Here is an 18,065-nt window from a genome sequence, read left to right on the forward strand (position 1 = left end):
CAGCCAATTATATGAAAAATATAGGATTTATTTAATCTAGTCAAGTTGCCTCAAGGGCAATTTTCTCATTCAATAAAAATAATATAAATAAAAAACCCTGCTTTAAGCAGGGTTTTTTTTAACGCTTCAGATAAAGAAAATTAGTTTTTCTCTTTATCTACGATTTTGTTCGCTTGAATCCATGGTATGAACGAGGACTAGCAGAGTATCACTCTGCCCGAGTGCAAGAGCGAAGTTTTACTTCGCTAACGCACGTTTCAAGCTAAAGAGAAATCTTAGTTCTTCTCTTTATCAACGATTTTGTTTGCTTGAATCCAAGGCATCATTGCACGTAACTTATTACCAGTTACTTCAATACCATGTGCAGCATTTTGACGACGACGAGCAGTCATAGATGGGTAGTTTAATGCACCCTCTTGAATGAACATCTTCGCGTATTCGCCAGATTGAATACGTTTCAACGCATTACGCATTGCTTCACGAGACTGTTCGTTGATTACTTCAACACCCGTTACATATTCACCGTATTCAGCATTGTTAGATACTGAGTAGTTCATGTCAGCGATACCGCCTTCGAACATTAAGTCAACGATCAATTTAAGCTCGTGTAAACATTCGAAGTAAGCCATTTCTGGTGCATAACCAGCTTCAACTAAAGTTTCGAAGCCCATTTTCACTAATTCAACCGCACCACCACAAAGAACTGCTTGCTCACCGAATAAGTCAGTTTCAGTTTCTTCACGGAATGAAGTTTCGATAATACCTGTACGGCCGCCACCTACGCCAGAAGCATAAGAAAGAGCAACGTTACGTGCATTACCAGAAGCATCTTGGTGGATTGCGATTAGGTCAGGAACACCTGAACCACGTTGGAACTCTGAACGTACAGTGTGACCAGGTGCTTTCGGAGCAACCATGATTACATCTAGGTCTTTACGTGGAACAACTTGGTTGTAAAGAACAGAGAAGCCATGAGCAAATGCAAGCGTCGCGCCTTCTTTGATGTTTGGCTCAATCACGTCACGGTAAAGTTGTGATTGGAATTCATCTGGAGTCAAAATCATTACGAGGTCAGCTTGCTTAACAGCAGCAGGAACTTCTGCAACTTTAAGACCTGCATTTTCAGCTTTCTTCCAAGAAGCTGAACCTGCACGTAAACCTACAGTTACGTCTACGCCTGAGTCTTTAAGGTTAAGTGCATGAGCATGACCTTGAGAACCGTAACCAATAATCGCTACTTTCTTGCCTTGGATGATTGATAAGTCACAGTCTTTATCGTAAAAAATTTGCATTTGTGTTCTCCGCTAAAATACTTTTTAAAAAATTAAATGGCTAATACTTTTTCGCCACGGGCGATACCAGATACACCTGAACGAACGACTTCTAGAATAGTGTTTTCTGCAAGCGCATCGATAAAACCATCTAATTTTTCAGTTGTCCCTGCTATTTGAATGGTATAGGTAGTTGGTGTCACGTCTACAATTTGCGCACGGAAAATATCCGCTGTTCGCTTAATTTCAGCACGTGAAGCACCTAACGCTTTTACTTTAATCAACATCAGTTCACGCTCAATGTGTGAACCTTCTGATAAATCAACTACTTTTACAACTTCAACAAGTTTATTGAGCTGCTTTGTAATCTGTTCAATCTTATGGTCATCACCATAAGTTGTTAATGTTAAGCGTGACAAAGTTGGGTCTTCGGTTGGCGCAACATTCAGTGTTTCAATGTTATATCCACGTTGGCTAAATAAACCAACAAGGCGAGAAAGCGCACCAGCTTCGTTTTCAACGAGTACAGAAATAATATGTCTCATTATGTACGCTCCCCTTTACCTAACCACATATCCTTCATAGACTGACCTGCGATCAGCATTGGATAAACATGTTCTGTGCGATCCACCATGACATTAATGAATACACATTTATCATTAATCGCCATTGCTTCAGCAAGCTTCGACTCTAGTTCATCAGCATGATCAATCTGAATACCAACGTGACCATAAGCTTCCATCAACTTGCCAAAATCAGGCAATGATTCAACGTATGAGCTTGAGTGACGACCTTCATAGTTCATATCTTGCCACTGCTTCACCATACCTAAAGCACGGTTATTCAAGCACAAGATCTTCACATTCATGCCGTATTGCTTACATGTTGAAAGCTCTTGAATACACATTTGAATTGAAGCTTCGCCAGTAATACAAACAACTTGTTGATCAGGGAAAGCAAGCTTAGCAGCCATTGCATAAGGTAAACCTACGCCCATGGTGCCTAAACCGCCTGAGTTAATCCATTGACGTGGACGTTTGTATTTGTAATACAACGCACCAAACATTTGGTGTTGGCCAACATCCGAAGTAATAATGGCATCACCATTAGTGACTTTATATAAAGCTTCAACAACTTGCTGTGGCTTCATTGTGCCATCAGTCGGGGTTTCAAACTTTAAGCCATGAACTTTACGCCATTCATTAATTTGATCCCACCACGCAGCAATTGCTTCAGGGTTTGGCTTAGACACATTTAATTGTTTCAATTGCGTCAACATTTCCTGTAGTACAGGCTCAACTGCCCCTACAATTGGAATGTGCGCCATAATTGTTTTTGAAATGCTCGCCGGATCAATATCAATATGAATAACTTTAGCATTCACACAGAATTTTGCTGGGTTATTGGTTACTCGGTCATCAAAACGCGCACCAATTGCAAGAATGACATCAGCATTATGCATCGCCATATTTGCTTCATAAGTACCGTGCATACCCAACATGCCCACAAACTGTGGATCATCGCCAGGGAAGCCACCAAGGCCCATAAGTGTGTTAGTTACTGGATAACCTAGTAAATGTGCGAGTTCAGTCAATAATGCCGATGCATTACCTTGAACAACACCACCACCCGTATAAATTACAGGGCGTTTTGCACTTAAAAGCTCATCAATCGCTTTACGAATTTGACCTGAATGACCACGTGAAGGTGGCTGATAAGAACGCATCTTCACTTTTTCAGGGTATTCGTACGCAAATTTTTCTGCAGGATTTGTCGCATCTTTAGGAATATCAACTACAACTGGACCAGGGCGACCACTTGCTGCGATATAAAATGCTTTTTTGATAATTGCAGGAATTTCACTTGCGTGACGAACTTGGAAGCTGTGTTTCACGATCGGACGTGAAATACCCACCATATCAGTTTCTTGGAAAGCGTCTTCACCAATAAGATGTGATGCAACCTGGCCAGACAAAATCACCATTGGGATTGAGTCCATATAAGCTGTTGCAATTGGAGTCACAGTATTAGTTGCGCCAGGTCCAGAAGTGACCAGTACTACGCCAGTCTTACCTGTAGCACGCGAGTAAGCATCTGCCATATGACCAGCAGCTTGTTCATGACGTACGAGGTAATGATTGATTTTGTCTTGTTGAAATAGCGCATCATAAATATGTAATACAGCGCCGCCTGGATAACCAAAAACATGTTCAACGCCTTCGTCCGCAAGAGCACGAACGAGCATTTCACCACCAGATAAAAGTTCCAACGTGATTCACCCTAAAATCTTTATCACTATTTATGGAAGGCACAAATAGTGTTTCATTCATTGAATTGTCTGCACTGTTATAGCACACATATTGTCTAGTTTTCGTTGCAATAGAAAAATTTCTGTTTTTCAGCCGTATAAGCTTTTTTAACATTAATAAAGCATGTCTGGATATACATACTTTAAGTAAAATCAATCTCTCGGCTAGAGAGAATGTCTATTACAAAACATGACGGTTATTCGAAGGGTGATCAAATAATCGCATATAAAACTAAAGGAAGCATTTTTGTTGTTTAATTCACTAAAGTCAAGATTAAAGAAACACTTTTCTATGATTATTTTTTAACTGACTATTTTTTCATCTTATTTGATTTTTCCACTTTTCTTTTTTTATGACTACCCCGCTTTTTTCAGGTTTATTCTTGTTTAATTTTTAACGGAAAATAAATCCATCCCAAAACTGCATTTTTGTCGATTTTGCGCTATGCTGTGCAACAATCTTTAATATCAATTTTTGTTGTATAGCTTACGTCTATGACTATTTCTCACATTGACCCCGAATATCAAGCAAACACGATTGAACCATCAGTTCAACAAGATTGGGAAAATCGTAAAGTCTTTAAAGTTGCCGACACTGTCGAAGGTAAACATCGCTACATCCTGTCAATGTTTCCTTACCCAAGTGGCAAGCTGCATATGGGGCATGTGCGTAACTATACAATTGGCGATGTGATTAGCCGTTTCTACCGTTTAAAAGGTGAAACCGTATTACAACCTATGGGTTGGGATGCATTCGGTTTACCTGCGGAAAACGCAGCAATTGCCCATAAAGTTGCTCCAGCAAAATGGACATTTGAAAACATTGCTTACATGCGTGATCAATTAAAAAAATTAGGTCTATCTGTAGACTGGGATCGCGAATTCGCAACTTGTACACCAGAATATTATCACTGGGAGCAATGGTTATTTGTTCAGCTTTATAAAAAAGGCCTAATCTACCGTAAACTTTCAACAGTAAACTGGGATCCGGTTGACCAAACTGTTTTAGCAAACGAGCAAGTTGAAAATGGTCGTGGCTGGCGCTCAGGTGCATTGGTTGAAAAACGCGATATTCCAATGTACTACTTCCGTATTACGGACTATGCACAAGAATTATTAGACGATCTAGACACCCTACAAGACGGCTGGCCTCAACAAGTGTTGACCATGCAACGTAATTGGATTGGTCGCTCTACAGGCATGGAAATTACTTTCCCATCTGCCAATACCGAAATTTATGCTGATGGCTTAACTGTTTATACAACACGTGCTGACACTCTAATGGGCGTGACATATGTTGCCGTTGCAGCAGAACACCCTCTTGCGCTTAAAGCTGCTGAAAACAACCCTGAATTGGCTGCATTTATTGAAGAGTGCCGCATGGGTTCAGTTGCAGAAGCTGACTTGGCAACAGCCGAGAAAAAAGGCATGGCAACAGGCTTGTTTGTAAAGCACCCTGTAACTGGTGAAGAGCTTCCTGTCTGGATCGCAAACTACGTATTAATGTCTTATGGTTCTGGCGCAGTTATGGCTGTACCGGCGCATGACGAACGTGATTTTGAATTTGCTAACAAGTTCAATTTACCAATTAAACAAGTGATTGACGCCAAAGGTGCTGACGATGCAGATTACTCTGCAACTGAGTGGCAAGAATGGTACGGTTCTAAAGAAGGTAAACTTGTTAACTCGGGCGAGTTTGACGGTTTGGAATTCCAAGCTGCATTCGATGCATTCCTTGCAAAATTAGAACCACAAGGTTTAGCAAATTCTAAAGTTCAATTCCGTTTACGTGACTGGGGTGTTTCTCGTCAACGTTACTGGGGTTGTCCAATTCCAATGATTAACTGTGATACTTGTGGTCAAGTCACAGTTCCAGAAGACCAGCTTCCGGTTGTATTACCAACTGACGTTGTTCCAGATGGTTCAGGTAATCCGCTTAATAAAATGCCTGAATTCTATGAAACTAAATGTCCTTGCTGTGGCGGCGATGCACGTCGTGAAACAGATACCTTGGATACTTTCGTAGAGTCATCTTGGTACTACGCACGCTATGCATCTCCAGACTTTACTGGCGGTATGGTTAAACCTGAAGCAGCTCAAAACTGGCTTCCTGTAAACCAATATATTGGTGGTGTTGAACACGCGATTCTCCACTTACTTTATGCACGTTTCTTCCATAAATTGATGCGTGATGAAGGTGTTGTGCAAGGTAATGAGCCATTTACCAACTTGTTAACTCAAGGCATGGTGCTTGCAGATACATTCTATCGTGAAGCAGAAAATGGTAAGAAAACTTGGTTTAACCCTGCTGATATCGAATTAGAACGCGATGAAAAAGGTCGTATTCTTTCTGCAAAATATTCAGGTGATGGTCAAGAAGTTGTGATCGGCGGACAAGAAAAAATGTCTAAGTCGAAAAACAACGGTATCGACCCACAAGCGATTATTGATCAATACGGCGCAGACACAGCACGTGTATTTATGATGTTCGCTGCTCCACCAGATCAATCTTTAGAATGGTCTGATGCAGGTGTTGAAGGTGCAAATCGTTTCTTGAAACGTGTATGGCGCCTTGTAGCGAGCTTCCTTGAAAAGGGCAACCAAGCTTCTACGATTGATGCTGCTAACTTGTCTAAAGATGCTCAAGATTTACGTCGTAAAACTCACGAAACTATCCAAAAAGTAAGTGATGATATCGAACGTCGTCATGCATTCAATACTGCGATTGCTGCTTTGATGGAATTGTTAAATGCAAGCAATAAGTTTGAAGCAAAAGATGACAACGACGTTGCTGTAGAACGTGAAGCGATCACCACACTGTTAACTTTACTTGCTCCATTTGCACCGCACTTAAGTCAAACATTATTGGCTCAGTTTGGTACAGATGTAACAGCAGCAACATTCCCTGAAGTCGATGCTTCTGCATTAACTCGTAATACGCAAACGATTGTTGTACAGGTTAACGGTAAACTTCGCGGTAAACTTGAAGTTTCTGTTGATATTTCTAAAGAAGATTTATTAGCTCAAGCTAAGGCCCTTCCAGAAGTTCAACAATTCTTAACAGGACCAACAAAGAAAGAAATTGTGGTTCCAAATAAATTAGTTAACCTCGTGGTTTAATTAAAGTTATTAATGAGAGGATCAAGCATGCACTTTGCCAAACGTTTAGCCGCTGTTGTTTTAACCTTAGGCCTTAGTGCAGGCTTAGTCGGGTGTGGATTTCATTTAAAAGGAACCAACCCGACTGCAACTCCGCTTGTTTATAAAAAGTTAAGCCTTGAGTTACCAGCTAAAACTGATGATTTAGAAACCCAGTTAAAAGTTTATTTGGCTGCAAATGGTGTTCAATTCAGTAATGATAATGATGCCTATGTACTCCGTGTTTTAGAATACACACCACGTCGTCAGCTTTTAAACGGAAAACTAACGGAAGTATTATTACGCTTAACCGTAACCTTCCAGATTGAAGACCGTCAAGGTAACAAAATTACTGAACCACGTTCATTAACTGCATCTCGTAGTTATCAATATGATCTTGCAACGGTTAACACCGAAAATCAGCAAGAATCTTATTTACAACGTATTGTAATTGATGACATTGCACAACAAATTACTCGTCAGATTTCAGCAAACCGCTTACCAAAAGCTCAACCTTAATCTCCAGTTTTATCAGCAATGAAAATTGACTATTTGCAAGCCTTAAAACGCATTCCGGAAGCACGGGGTGCGTGGATTTTGCATGGCCAAGAACCTTTGCTGGAACAAAATTTATTAGATGCTTTTCGTAAAAGTTGGCAACAACAAGAAGTTGAAAGACAGCGCTACGATATTAGTAGTGTAAGCGACTGGAAAAATGTTTTTAACGCTCTTAACAGCTTATCTTTATTTTCTCAGCAGCTTGCCATTGAAGTACATGGCAATATAAAGCCTGACGCAAATGGGCTAAAACAACTTAAAAGTTATATCCAACATAATGAAACTAACTTACTTTTAATTGTTTTACCTAAACAAGATAGTAGTAGTTTAAAGTCTGCTTTTTTCCAAGTTGTTGAAGCAAATGGTGTTATCGTTGCCCTTACGGCAAACTATCCGCAAGACCGCCAAAGAATTTTATCTGCCGAAGCAGAGAAACTTGAAATTCAACTCGATAATGATGCCTGGCAGTGGCTCATGCAGCATCATGAACATAATTTACTCGCAGCTAAAAATAGCTTGATGCGTGTAAGAGATACTTTTCCAGACCAGCAACTAATTCAAATTGAACAGTTGTATGCTTGTTTACAAGATCAGTCTCGTTACACCACTTATGATTTAAGCGATGCTTTATTAGAAGGTAATCTCGCTCAGTCCATTAAGATTTTTCAATATTTAATTGCAGCTGGTGAGCCAGAAAGTCTGATCTTATGGACACTAAGTAAAGAAATGCGTTTATTGATGCAATTATTTGAGCAGCCTCATAATGCATTACAACTTGGTATCTGGAAAACAAAGGTTGGTTTATATCAACAAGCTTTAAGAAGATTAAATCCTCAACAGTTTTTAGGCTGGTCAACCCTTCTATTGCAAGTTGATGCGGCAATTAAAGGAATGTCGAATGAAAATGCCCAACATTTAATGCAGCAGGCTATTGCTGAATTATGTGGGAAAACACTATTTATACAATAATTCGGCCGAATCATTTTTCTTCATTCCTGAAATATCATAAAAATTCACGTTTTATCCTCATTTCGCTTTTATACTAAATTAAATTTTAGACTTTTCGACCTCTCGCCATGCCAAAAATAAAGCCAATCAAACTTGTTATTATCATCGTCTGTATAGCCATTATTGCTGTATTAGCTTGGAAATTTTTAAAGCCTAAAGAGCAGCAGCCTCAATATATTACAGCTGAGGTAACACGCGGAGATATTGAAAATAATGTCCTTGCAACAGGTACACTTGATGCAACCAAACTGATTAGTGTGGGTGCACAGGTATCTGGTCAGGTCAAAAAGATGTATGTACAGTTGGGCGATCAAGTGAAACAAGGTCAACTTATCGCACAAATTGACTCAACCACCCAAGAAAATAGTTTAAAAACTTCTGATGCGAATATTAAAAATTTAGAAGCGCAGCGCCTTCAACAAGTTGCTTCTTTAAATGAAAAACAACTTGAATACCGCCGTCAGCAACAAATGTATGCGCAAGATGCAACGCCTCGTGCAGATTTAGAATCGGCTGAGGCAAGCTATAAAACAGCTCAGGCGCAAATTAAAGCATTAGATGCACAGATCGAATCTGCAAAAGTGACAAAATCTACGGCACAAACCAATATTGGTTACACACGTATTGTTGCTCCAACTGATGGTACCGTTGTCGCGATTGTGACCGAAGAAGGCCAAACTGTAAACGCAAACCAAAGCGCTCCAACAATTGTCAAAATTGCAAAGCTACAAAACATGACGATTAAGGCGCAGGTGAGTGAAGCTGACATTATGAAAGTTGAAAAAGGACAACAGGTTTACTTTACAACTTTAGGTGATGAAACTAAGCGCTATGCAACATTACGTCAGATTGAACCAGCTCCAGACTCAATTTCTAGTGAATCAACAAGTACAACAAGCTCAACAACCAGTTCAGCTGTTTACTATAATGCGTTATTCGATGTGCCAAATACTGATGGTAAATTGCGTATTGATATGACAGCACAAGTTTATATCGTATTAGATTCAGCTAAAAATGCCCTACTTGTTCCTTCATCAGCACTGAGTTCTAAACAATTTTCAGGCCAAAGAAAATCTGGTCAATCTACAGATAAAGCTGCTTCGACTCCAAGTGCAGAAAGAAAAAATTCAGGTAGTGGTGTTCGTTTAGAACGTTTAAATTTAACTGCTGAACAAAAACAACTGGTTGAACAAGGTAAATTAACGTTAAGTGTTGTACGTGTATTACAAGCCGATGGCACAACTAAACCAACTCAGATTTTGGTGGGTATTAACAACCGTGTAAATGCGCAAGTTCTTGCGGGCTTAAAACAAGGTGATCAAGTTGTGATTGCCGATAGTGCAGATACTTCTGCTGCATCAGCAAATAGTAGTAATAACCGTCGCCGTAGTGGCCCAATGGGAATGTAAGCATGACAAAACAAGCTTTGCTTGAAGTCAGCAATCTAGTCCGGGAATTCCCTGCTGGCGAAAGCACGATACAAATTTTAAAAGGTATTGACCTGACCATTTATGAAGGTGAACTGGTTGCGATTGTCGGCCAGTCTGGTTCCGGCAAATCGACCCTCATGAATATTTTGGGGTGTTTGGACCGACCTACGAGTGGTAGTTACAAGGTTAATGGACAAGAAACCGGTAAACTTGAGCCAGATCAACTCGCTCGACTACGCCGTGAATATTTTGGTTTTATTTTCCAGCGCTACCACTTATTGGGTGATTTATCTGCTGAAGGTAACGTAGAAGTTCCAGCTGTTTATGCAGGTGTTACCCCTTCTGAACGTAAACAACGCGCAACGGCTTTACTGACCGAATTAGGTTTAGGTACTAAAACCCTCAATAGACCAAGCCAACTTTCTGGTGGTCAGCAGCAACGTGTTTCTATTGCCCGTGCGCTGATGAATGGCGGTGACGTTATTCTGGCAGATGAACCAACAGGGGCGCTTGACTCTCATAGTGGTGTTGAGGTGATGCGTATTTTGCGTGAACTCAATGCCGCAGGTCACACTATTATTTTAGTCACCCACGATATGCAAGTTGCAAAAAATGCGACTCGCATTATCGAGATTAGTGACGGAGAAATTATTAGTGACCGCCCTAATGTTCCAGATCAAGCAGCTGAACCAATCAAATCTGATCCTGATGCGGCGCCTGCTTTGCAAGGTAAACAGAAGAAAGGCAAAAGTATTTCTGCATGGCGCTCTACTTTAGACCGTTTATCTGAAGCCTTTCAAATGGCTTTACTGTCTATGAATGCCCACCGCATGCGTACTTTTTTAACCATGCTGGGGATCATCATTGGCATTGCATCGGTTGTTACTGTTGTCGCATTAGGTAAAGGCTCTCAACAGCAAATTTTAAGTAATATTAGTAGCCTGGGAACAAATACGATTACAGTATTTCAGGGCCGTGGTTTTGGTGACAACTCTAAAACTGCAAGTTTTAAAACCTTGGTGCCTGCCGATGCCGATGCGTTAATGACTCAACCGTATGTTAGTGCAGTCAGCCCAATCGTTAGTACATCCAAAACCATGCGTTACCAACAAAATGAAGCGAACGCGACCATTAATGGTGTGAGTAACGATTATTTCGATGTGAAAGGTTTGGTCTTTAAAGATGGACAAACTTTTGATCAACGTAGTGTCCGTGATCGCTCACAGGATGTGGTCATTGATACTAATACTCAAAAGCAGTTCTTTAGTGACGGTACCAACCCTATCGGTCAAGTAGTATTACTCGGTAGTGTACCTGCTCGTATTATTGGCGTTGTAGAACCGCAAACGAGCGGCATGGGCTCAGATGACACTTTAAATGTCTATATGCCTTATACAACCGTGATGAGCCGTATGTTAGGACAATCTAATGTACGTAATATCGTGGTTCGTATTAATGACAAATATTCAACTGCTGCCGCAGAAAATGCGATTGTGAATTTATTAACCCAGCGCCATGGTGCACAAGATATTTTCACCATGAACAGTGACAGTATCCGTCAGACTATTGAGAAAACAACCAGCACGATGACCCTTCTGGTTTCAGCAATTGCCGTAATTTCATTGGTCGTTGGTGGTATCGGGGTAATGAATATTATGTTGGTTTCGGTGACTGAACGTACTCAGGAAATTGGCGTACGTATGGCCGTAGGTGCGCGTCAAAGTGATATTTTGCAGCAATTCCTGATTGAAGCAATTTTAGTATGTTTAATTGGTGGTGTGCTTGGCGTCTTACTATCGCTTGGACTTGGACAACTTATTAATAAATTTGCTGGCGGTAACTTTAGCGTAGCTTATTCAAGCACTTCTATTATTGCCGCATTTGTCTGTTCAACACTGATTGGTGTCGTATTTGGTTTCTTGCCTGCCAAGAATGCCGCGAAACTTGACCCTGTTGCCGCACTATCTCGAGAATAAGGAAAATTGCATGTCTTTCTCTATGACTAAACTCAGCACAGCACTTCTTCTCACAGGTTCTCTTGTAGGATGTGCAGCTGTAGTAAAAACACCTTATGAAACACCTGCAGTACAAGTTCCGGGTAGTTTTCAGTATGACACAGCAAAAACAAAAACCATGTCTGCCGATCAATATTCTGACCGTTGGTGGACACTGTTTAACGACGCACAGCTCAATCAGCTTGTAAGCAATGTATTAGAGCGCAACAGTGATTTAGCAGTTGCAGGTATTGCTTTAAAGCAAGCCCGTCTACAAGCTGATTTAACAGCTAATAAGCAAGGCTTGCGAACTAGCTCTAGTGTTTCTACTGGACATTCTTTCGATTTAAATTCGGGAGATGACAGCGCTAATGGTCTTTCCATGAGTGCGGGAGTAAGCTATGAGCTTGATTTGTTTGGCAAGCTTGCACGCCAAACCGAAGCAAGTAAATGGGAAGCTTTAGCGACAGAACAAGATTTACAAGCTACTGGGCAAAGTTTAATTGCAACTACTGCCAAACTTTATTGGCAACTGGGTTATTTAAATGAGCGTTATACAACCGCACAGCAAAGTCTAGCAACCTCTCAAAAGCTTTATGACTTGGTACAGATTCAATATAAAGCTGGTGCCGTTTCCGGTGTAGATCTGACTCAAGCAGAACAGTCGGTACAGAGCCAAAAAGCGAGTTTAAGTCAGATTGAACAACAACTGGTTGAAACACGCACAGCCATTGCAGTGTTATTGCATGAACCATTGCAGCAATTAAACATTCAAGAGCCAAAGCGTTTACCACGCACTGCTCTACCTGCAATTGGTGCTGGTTTACCTGCCGATATTTTATCGCGCCGCCCTGATTTGCAAGCGAGTGAGTTACGTTTAAGAAAAGCATTAGCGACTAAAGATGCTACTAAGGCGAGCTACTATCCATCGATTAGCTTAACCAGTAGTTTGGGCTCAAGCAGCACATCGTTAACAGAGTTATTACGTAACCCTGCCCTCACGCTTGGGGCGAGTTTGAGCTTACCGTTTTTGCAATATAACGATATGAAAAAAGATATCGCGATTAGCAATCTGGATTATGAAAAAGCGATTATTCAATATCGTCAAACGCTTTATCAGGCTTTTGCTGATGTAGAAAATGCTTTATCGAGTCGTACAGAACTCGACAAACAAGTAGCGTTACAAGAGCGTAATGTTGAACTTGCAGAAAAAACTGAACGTTTAACAGAAGTCCGTTACCGTTATGGTGCTGTCGCATTAAAAACACTTCTTGATGCACAGCAGACCACACGTACTGCACGATTAAGTCTCGTTGAAACCAAGCAAAGCCAATACAACGCTTATGTCACTCTGATGCAAGCTTTAGGTGGTTCACCTGTAAAAGAACTGCCGCAATAACTTGCGCCCATAAAAAAAGCCGTAGTCCTTTAACTACGGCTTTTTTTATGCCTGAATAAATTTCAAAACTTATTCATCATCCATCATGCTTTGGCTCATACCTACAGTATTGAAACCAGCATCTACATATAGAATTTCACCAGTAATACCTGAAGCCCAAGGTGAACATAGGAATAACGCTGCGTTACCTACTTCTTCAATGGTTACATTACGCTTTAATGGTGCAACTTTTTCATTAGCATCTAACATTTTACGGAAAGATTTAATACCAGAAGCAGCCAAAGTACGGATTGGACCCGCAGAAATCGCGTTTACACGGATACCATCAACGCCAAGGCTTGATGCTAAATAGCGAACACCAGCTTCTAAAGACGCTTTTGCCATACCCATAACGTTATAGTTAGGCATAACGCGCTCAGAACCTTGGTAAGTCAAAGTTAATAAACAACCTTGGCGAGCTTGTAATAGAGGTTTTGCAGCACGTGCCATTGCAACAAAGCTGTATGCACTGATGTCATGAGCAACTTTAAAACCTTCACGGTCAGTCACGTCAGTAAAATCACCATCAAGTGTATGTGCAGGTGCGAAGCCAATTGAGTGTACAACACCGTCTACACCATCCCAATGTTTTGCAAGTTCTGCAAATGCATTATCAATTTCAGCATCAACAGCAACATCACATGGAAACACAAGCTTAGAACCGAATTGCTCAGCAAATTCATCCACACGTTTTTTTAATTTTTCGTTTGGATAAGTAAACGCAAGCTCTGCACCTTCACGGTGTAATGCTTGGGCAATACCAAAAGCAATTGATAATTTACTAGCAACGCCTGCAATCAAAAAGCGCTTACCTGCTAAAAGTCCTTGTGTCATGCCGATCTCACTCAAAACAATTTCAAGCATAATGCCAATATTCGGCGGTTTTCGAAATTGCATAATGCATCTTTTTTCAAAAATCGCACGAAAAAAAATCGCTCCTGATAAGGAGCGACTTCTAGATGAATTCAATCTTAGTCGTCAGACAGTAAGCCTAGTAAACGTAAGAAAGAAATATACATCCATACTAAAGTTGCAAGTAATGCGATACCACACAACCATTCCATGAATTTTGGTGCACGATAAGCTGCATTAGTTTCAATTAAATCAAAATCTAAAATCAGGTTAAGTGAAGCAATGACAGCGACAAATGCAGCAAAACCAATACCTAACCAGTTACTTTCAAAAATATAAGGAACGCTTGAACCAAAAGCTAAACGCATGACCATCTGCACGATAAATACAATAAAGATTGCCAAAGATGCAGAGATTACAACTGACTTAAACTTTTCAGTTGCGCGGATAATTTGGAATTTATATAAACCAAACATCACCAAAGTGGTGACAAAGGTTGCTAACAAAGCCTGAAGTGGTACACCTGGGTATTTCAACTGGAAAGTAAACGAAATACCACCTAAAAAAGCCCCTTCAAATAAGGCATACGGAATTGCCAATGTTGGCGCAGTCGTTGGTTTAAACGTTGTAATTAAAGCTAAAACCAAGCCACCAATTGCACCCACAATTGAAGCCGCGTAAGCAATACCAACATTTGCAGTAAAGGCTGCATAGAAAAATAAAGCGACACCCACCGCAGCTGCAATGACCGTCAACATAACAGATTTTTGAATCGCACCTTGCACAGTCATCGGTTGACTATAGTCACTGACCGTTTCAACGCGAGTCAGTATCGGGTTATTACTTTGCATAAATGCTCTCTTTTTATAATAAAAATTTAAAACATCATTTTAAGCAAAATGAATATGAAAGCCAAATTAAGCAATTGGCATTATTGTAACAATGTCCTTTATACAATAAAAAAGGAGGCATAAGCCTCCTTTCATATCACGTCTATAATGTAATCAATCTTTACCATCAGTATTCATAATAAAGAAATATTCGCGGTAATATTTCAACTCTGAAATTGAGTCACGAATATCATCCATTGCCAAATGAGATGCATTCTTTTTCAGACCACTCATAATTTCAGGGCGCCAGCGTTTTGAAAGCTCTTTTACTGTAGACACATCAAGATTACGGTAGTGGAAATACTGCTCAAGTTCAGGCATAAGGCGGTGTAAGAAACGGCGATCCTGACAGATTGAATTGCCGCACATTGGTGAAACTTTTGGATTCACCCATTTTTTTAGGAATTCTAAAGTTTGTAACTCAGCATCACGGGCTGTTAATTTACTGCGACGAACTCGTTCAATCAGACCAGACTGCCCATGTTGACGAGTGTTCCATTCATCCATTGCATTTAAAATACGATCAGGTTGATGAATAGCCAAAACTGGACCTTCGGCAAGTACATTTAAATGATCATCTGTAATAATTGTTGCGATTTCAATAATTTGGTCATTATCGGTATCTAATCCGGTCATTTCCAGATCAATCCAAATTAATCGTGTATTTAAAGTACTGCTCATGAATGTACGTTCTAAAATGCCGTAAAAACATCAATAGTAGCAAATTTCTTGCTTCCGCGCTGTAATTCTATAGCTGCTTCATGCTATTTTTGCGGTCTTCAAACAATGGTTTTTTTGGGATATGAATGGCTTTAATTCGTAAGCGTCGTTTAACTGAACAACAGCAACGTCGTATTGAAAAACAGCATAAAACTCGCCAAGAAGAGATCGATACTTCACAGGATCTAGACGGACTCGTTGTACAACATTATGGCCGTCAACTTGAAGTACAAGCCCTCTCTGTGCCTGAACATCACCCAGAAAAACCACAAGTTGCCGAAGGAGAACCAGAACCATTCTGGAAGCCGATCGAGCTCAATAGTGTTTGGCGTTGCCATACCCGAACTAACCTTGAGTTACTTGTAACTGGTGATCGTGTTAAATGGCAGGCAGACCCAAATACGGGTTTAGGCATTATCACAGCCATTCACCCACGTACATCTTTACTTACCCGCCCTGACCGCTATCACAAAGTTAAACCAGTGGCCGCGAATATCAGTTTGATTGTGATTGTATTTTCACCGCTTCCTGAACCCGCTCCAACATTAATCGATCGATATTTAGTTGCTTGTGCAGATGCAAACATTCCTGCTCTTTTGGTCCTCAATAAGTCTGATTTACTCACTGAAAATGACCCAATTCTTACCCTATTAGAAGAATATAAAACCTTGGGTTATGAGGTGATGATTTGTCAGTCCAAGAAGGGAGATATCTCTGCTTTATCTGAGCGTTTAGATGGTGAAACCGTAGCATTTGTAGGGCAATCCGGCGTAGGAAAAAGCTCTTTAATTAATGTGCTCATTCCAGATGCAGAGCAAAAAACTAATGTTATTTCTGAAAACTCTGCACTTGGACAACATACGACAACCTCTACGCGCTTAATCAACTTCGGGAAAAATGGTGCCTTAATTGATTCTCCGGGAATTCGTGAGTTTGGGCTTTGGCATCTCGATTTAGAAAAAATTCGTATGGGCTTTCCTGACATTGCAGCACATCTAGGATCTTGCCAATTCCGTAATTGCACACATACTCATGAAAAGAATTGTGGGCTTAAACAGGCCGTTGAAGCGGGTGAAATTTTGCCACGACGACTAGATAGCTTTTTGCGTTTAATCGATGAGATTCAAGAAGCGCAGCAAAAAAACTGATTTTCTGCCCTATTTGCCCTTGAAGTGGTGATTTTGATCACCATCTATATACGCTATACTCTAGGTCAATTTTGTTTTTTAATTTTTTTAGGTGACTTGTGGAACGCTGGTTAGAGTTTATGGGGAATCACCCCATTTTGTTTGGTACGCTCGGAGTCTTGATCGTGTTGTTCTTCATTTTTGAAGGTCAACGTAATGGTCGTAAAATTTCTCCACAGTCGCTTGGTATTTTAGTGAAAGCGAAAAATGCTCTTTTGATTGACTTACGCGATAGCAAAGATTTCCGCGAAGGTCACATTAGTGGCAGTCGCAATATTCCGTATAGCCAAATCGCAAGTCATGCTGACGAATTAAAAGCAAGTGACCGTCCATTGGTATTTATTTGCAACTTGGGGCAAGTTGCTGGAAGTGCTTTGCAAAAAGTTGCTCACCACGATAGCTATCGTCTTGATGGTGGTATTAGTAACTGGAAAGCACAAGGCTTACCTCTTGTTAAAAGCAAACCAAAAGCTTAAGGAGAATTATCATGGCTGCAAATGTCATTGTTTACTCAACTTCTGTATGCCCGTATTGTGTTCGTGCTAAACAGTTACTTGAGCGTAAAGGTGTTGCTTATAAAGAAGTAAATCTTTCTGTTGAAGCACCAGAAGTACGTGTTGAATTAATGCAACGCACAAATCATCGTACTGTCCCACAAATTTTCATTAACGATCAGTTTATCGGTGGTTTTGACCAACTTTATGCTTTAGAGCGTGAAGGTAAACTCGACGAATTATTGGCTTAACATCGCATCCATATTAAGGAAAAAACAATGAGCGAAGAACAACAAGTTCAACCACAATTAGCTTTAGAGCGTATTTATACAAAAGATATTTCTTTTGAGGTTCCAGGGGCGCAGGTTTTTACTAAACAATGGCAACCTGAACTTAATATCAATCTTTCTTCTGCTGCAGAAAAGATTGACCCGACTCACTTTGAAGTTTCTTTAAAAGTTGTGGTACAAGCCGATAACGACAATGAAACAGCGTTCATTGTAGATGTAACTCAATCAGGTATTTTCTTGATCGACAACATTGAAGAAGAGCGTTTACCTTATATTTTAGGCGCATACTGCCCAAATATTTTGTTCCCGTTCTTACGTGAAGCTGTAAATGATTTAGTAACTAAAGGTAGCTTCCCACAGTTACTTCTTACTCCAATCAACTTTGATGCAGAGTTCGAAGCGAATATGCAACGTGCTCAAGCTGCTGCTGTTGAAGGTCAAGCTTAATTTTTTAGCTTCTCCTTTTAATAAAAAAAACCGCGTATTA

General features: G+C 40.3%; 16 protein-coding genes. 10 read left to right on the forward strand and 6 right to left on the reverse strand.

Features of this window, described 5'->3' with window-relative positions:
* Window positions 1–275: 275 nt before the first annotated feature.
* The 3 genes from ilvC to KTJ10_RS08325 are packed head-to-tail and all read right to left on the reverse strand — an operon-like array spanning window position 276 to window position 3,540.
* A complete protein-coding gene (gene ilvC, locus KTJ10_RS08315; protein ID WP_004698717.1) occupies window positions 276–1,292 on the reverse strand; it encodes a ketol-acid reductoisomerase in 1,017 nt (338 codons plus the stop codon).
* Between the two features lie 32 nt (window positions 1,293–1,324).
* Window positions 1,325–1,816, reverse strand: coding sequence for an acetolactate synthase small subunit (gene ilvN / locus KTJ10_RS08320; RefSeq protein ID WP_002114824.1), 492 nt, complete (start codon window positions 1,814–1,816; stop codon window positions 1,325–1,327).
* On the reverse strand, window positions 1,816–3,540 hold the full coding sequence (locus tag KTJ10_RS08325; RefSeq protein ID WP_005079103.1) for an acetolactate synthase 3 large subunit: 1,725 nt from the start codon (window positions 3,538–3,540) through the stop codon (window positions 1,816–1,818). The genes ilvN and KTJ10_RS08325 overlap by 1 nt, the downstream gene beginning before the upstream one ends.
* 534 nt (window positions 3,541–4,074) lie before the next feature.
* Between KTJ10_RS08325 and leuS the strand changes: the two genes are divergently transcribed.
* The 6 genes from leuS (at window position 4,075) to KTJ10_RS08355 (ending at window position 13,106) form a co-directional block, all read left to right on the forward strand.
* Window positions 4,075–6,699: a leucine--tRNA ligase gene (gene leuS / locus KTJ10_RS08330; RefSeq protein WP_199992588.1), complete on the forward strand. Its 2,625-nt coding sequence runs from the start codon at window positions 4,075–4,077 to the stop codon at window positions 6,697–6,699.
* Between the two features lie 27 nt (window positions 6,700–6,726).
* Window positions 6,727–7,236, forward strand: a complete 510-nt coding sequence (gene lptE / locus KTJ10_RS08335; RefSeq protein WP_002115142.1) for an LPS assembly lipoprotein LptE — start codon at window positions 6,727–6,729, stop codon at window positions 7,234–7,236.
* 18 nt (window positions 7,237–7,254) lie between these two features.
* Entirely contained in the window at window positions 7,255–8,244 is a 990-nt protein-coding gene (holA, locus tag KTJ10_RS08340; protein WP_057086334.1) for a DNA polymerase III subunit delta, read from the forward strand.
* Window positions 8,245–8,351: 107 nt separating this feature from the next.
* The gene (locus KTJ10_RS08345; protein ID WP_017398821.1) at window positions 8,352–9,692 is read left to right on the forward strand and encodes a MacA family efflux pump subunit; all 1,341 of its coding nucleotides are present in this window, start codon (window positions 8,352–8,354) and stop codon (window positions 9,690–9,692) included.
* 2 nt (window positions 9,693–9,694) lie between these two features.
* Window positions 9,695–11,689: a MacB family efflux pump subunit gene (locus KTJ10_RS08350; RefSeq protein ID WP_002114873.1), complete on the forward strand. Its 1,995-nt coding sequence runs from the start codon at window positions 9,695–9,697 to the stop codon at window positions 11,687–11,689.
* Window positions 11,690–11,711: 22 nt separating this feature from the next.
* Window positions 11,712–13,106, forward strand: a complete 1,395-nt coding sequence (locus tag KTJ10_RS08355; protein ID WP_086265082.1) for an efflux transporter outer membrane subunit — start codon at window positions 11,712–11,714, stop codon at window positions 13,104–13,106.
* A gap of 69 nt (window positions 13,107–13,175) precedes the next feature.
* On the opposite strand, the gene KTJ10_RS08360 is transcribed toward KTJ10_RS08355, so the two are convergent.
* The 3 genes from KTJ10_RS08360 to orn form a co-directional block, all read right to left on the reverse strand.
* Window positions 13,176–13,979 carry an enoyl-ACP reductase gene (locus KTJ10_RS08360; protein ID WP_031944198.1) on the reverse strand — a complete coding sequence of 268 codons (804 nt, stop codon included), beginning with the start codon at window positions 13,977–13,979 and terminating at the stop codon, window positions 13,176–13,178.
* 137 nt (window positions 13,980–14,116) lie between these two features.
* Window positions 14,117–14,848 carry a Bax inhibitor-1/YccA family protein gene (locus KTJ10_RS08365; protein ID WP_004794670.1) on the reverse strand — a complete coding sequence of 244 codons (732 nt, stop codon included), beginning with the start codon at window positions 14,846–14,848 and terminating at the stop codon, window positions 14,117–14,119.
* Window positions 14,849–15,001: 153 nt separating this feature from the next.
* A complete protein-coding gene (orn, locus tag KTJ10_RS08370; RefSeq protein WP_000099436.1) occupies window positions 15,002–15,568 on the reverse strand; it encodes an oligoribonuclease in 567 nt (188 codons plus the stop codon).
* A 125-nt stretch (window positions 15,569–15,693) separates the two neighbouring features.
* On the opposite strand from orn, the gene rsgA reads away from it, so the two are divergent.
* The 4 genes from rsgA (at window position 15,694) to secB (ending at window position 18,025) form a co-directional block, all read left to right on the forward strand.
* A complete protein-coding gene (gene rsgA, locus KTJ10_RS08375; RefSeq protein WP_005066188.1) occupies window positions 15,694–16,755 on the forward strand; it encodes a ribosome small subunit-dependent GTPase A in 1,062 nt (353 codons plus the stop codon).
* A gap of 98 nt (window positions 16,756–16,853) precedes the next feature.
* Entirely contained in the window at window positions 16,854–17,270 is a 417-nt protein-coding gene (locus KTJ10_RS08380) for a rhodanese-like domain-containing protein (protein ID WP_000443006.1), read from the forward strand.
* Between the two features lie 11 nt (window positions 17,271–17,281).
* Entirely contained in the window at window positions 17,282–17,539 is a 258-nt protein-coding gene (grxC, locus tag KTJ10_RS08385; RefSeq protein ID WP_002114715.1) for a glutaredoxin 3, read from the forward strand.
* 27 nt (window positions 17,540–17,566) lie between these two features.
* Window positions 17,567–18,025 carry a protein-export chaperone SecB gene (gene secB, locus KTJ10_RS08390; protein ID WP_002115005.1) on the forward strand — a complete coding sequence of 153 codons (459 nt, stop codon included), beginning with the start codon at window positions 17,567–17,569 and terminating at the stop codon, window positions 18,023–18,025.
* The last annotated feature ends 40 nt before the right edge of the window (window positions 18,026–18,065 follow it).

This window comes from Acinetobacter sp. WU_MDCI_Abxc222, from assembly GCF_025514755.1.
GTDB classification, from domain to species: Bacteria; Pseudomonadota; Gammaproteobacteria; order Pseudomonadales; family Moraxellaceae; genus Acinetobacter; species Acinetobacter geminorum.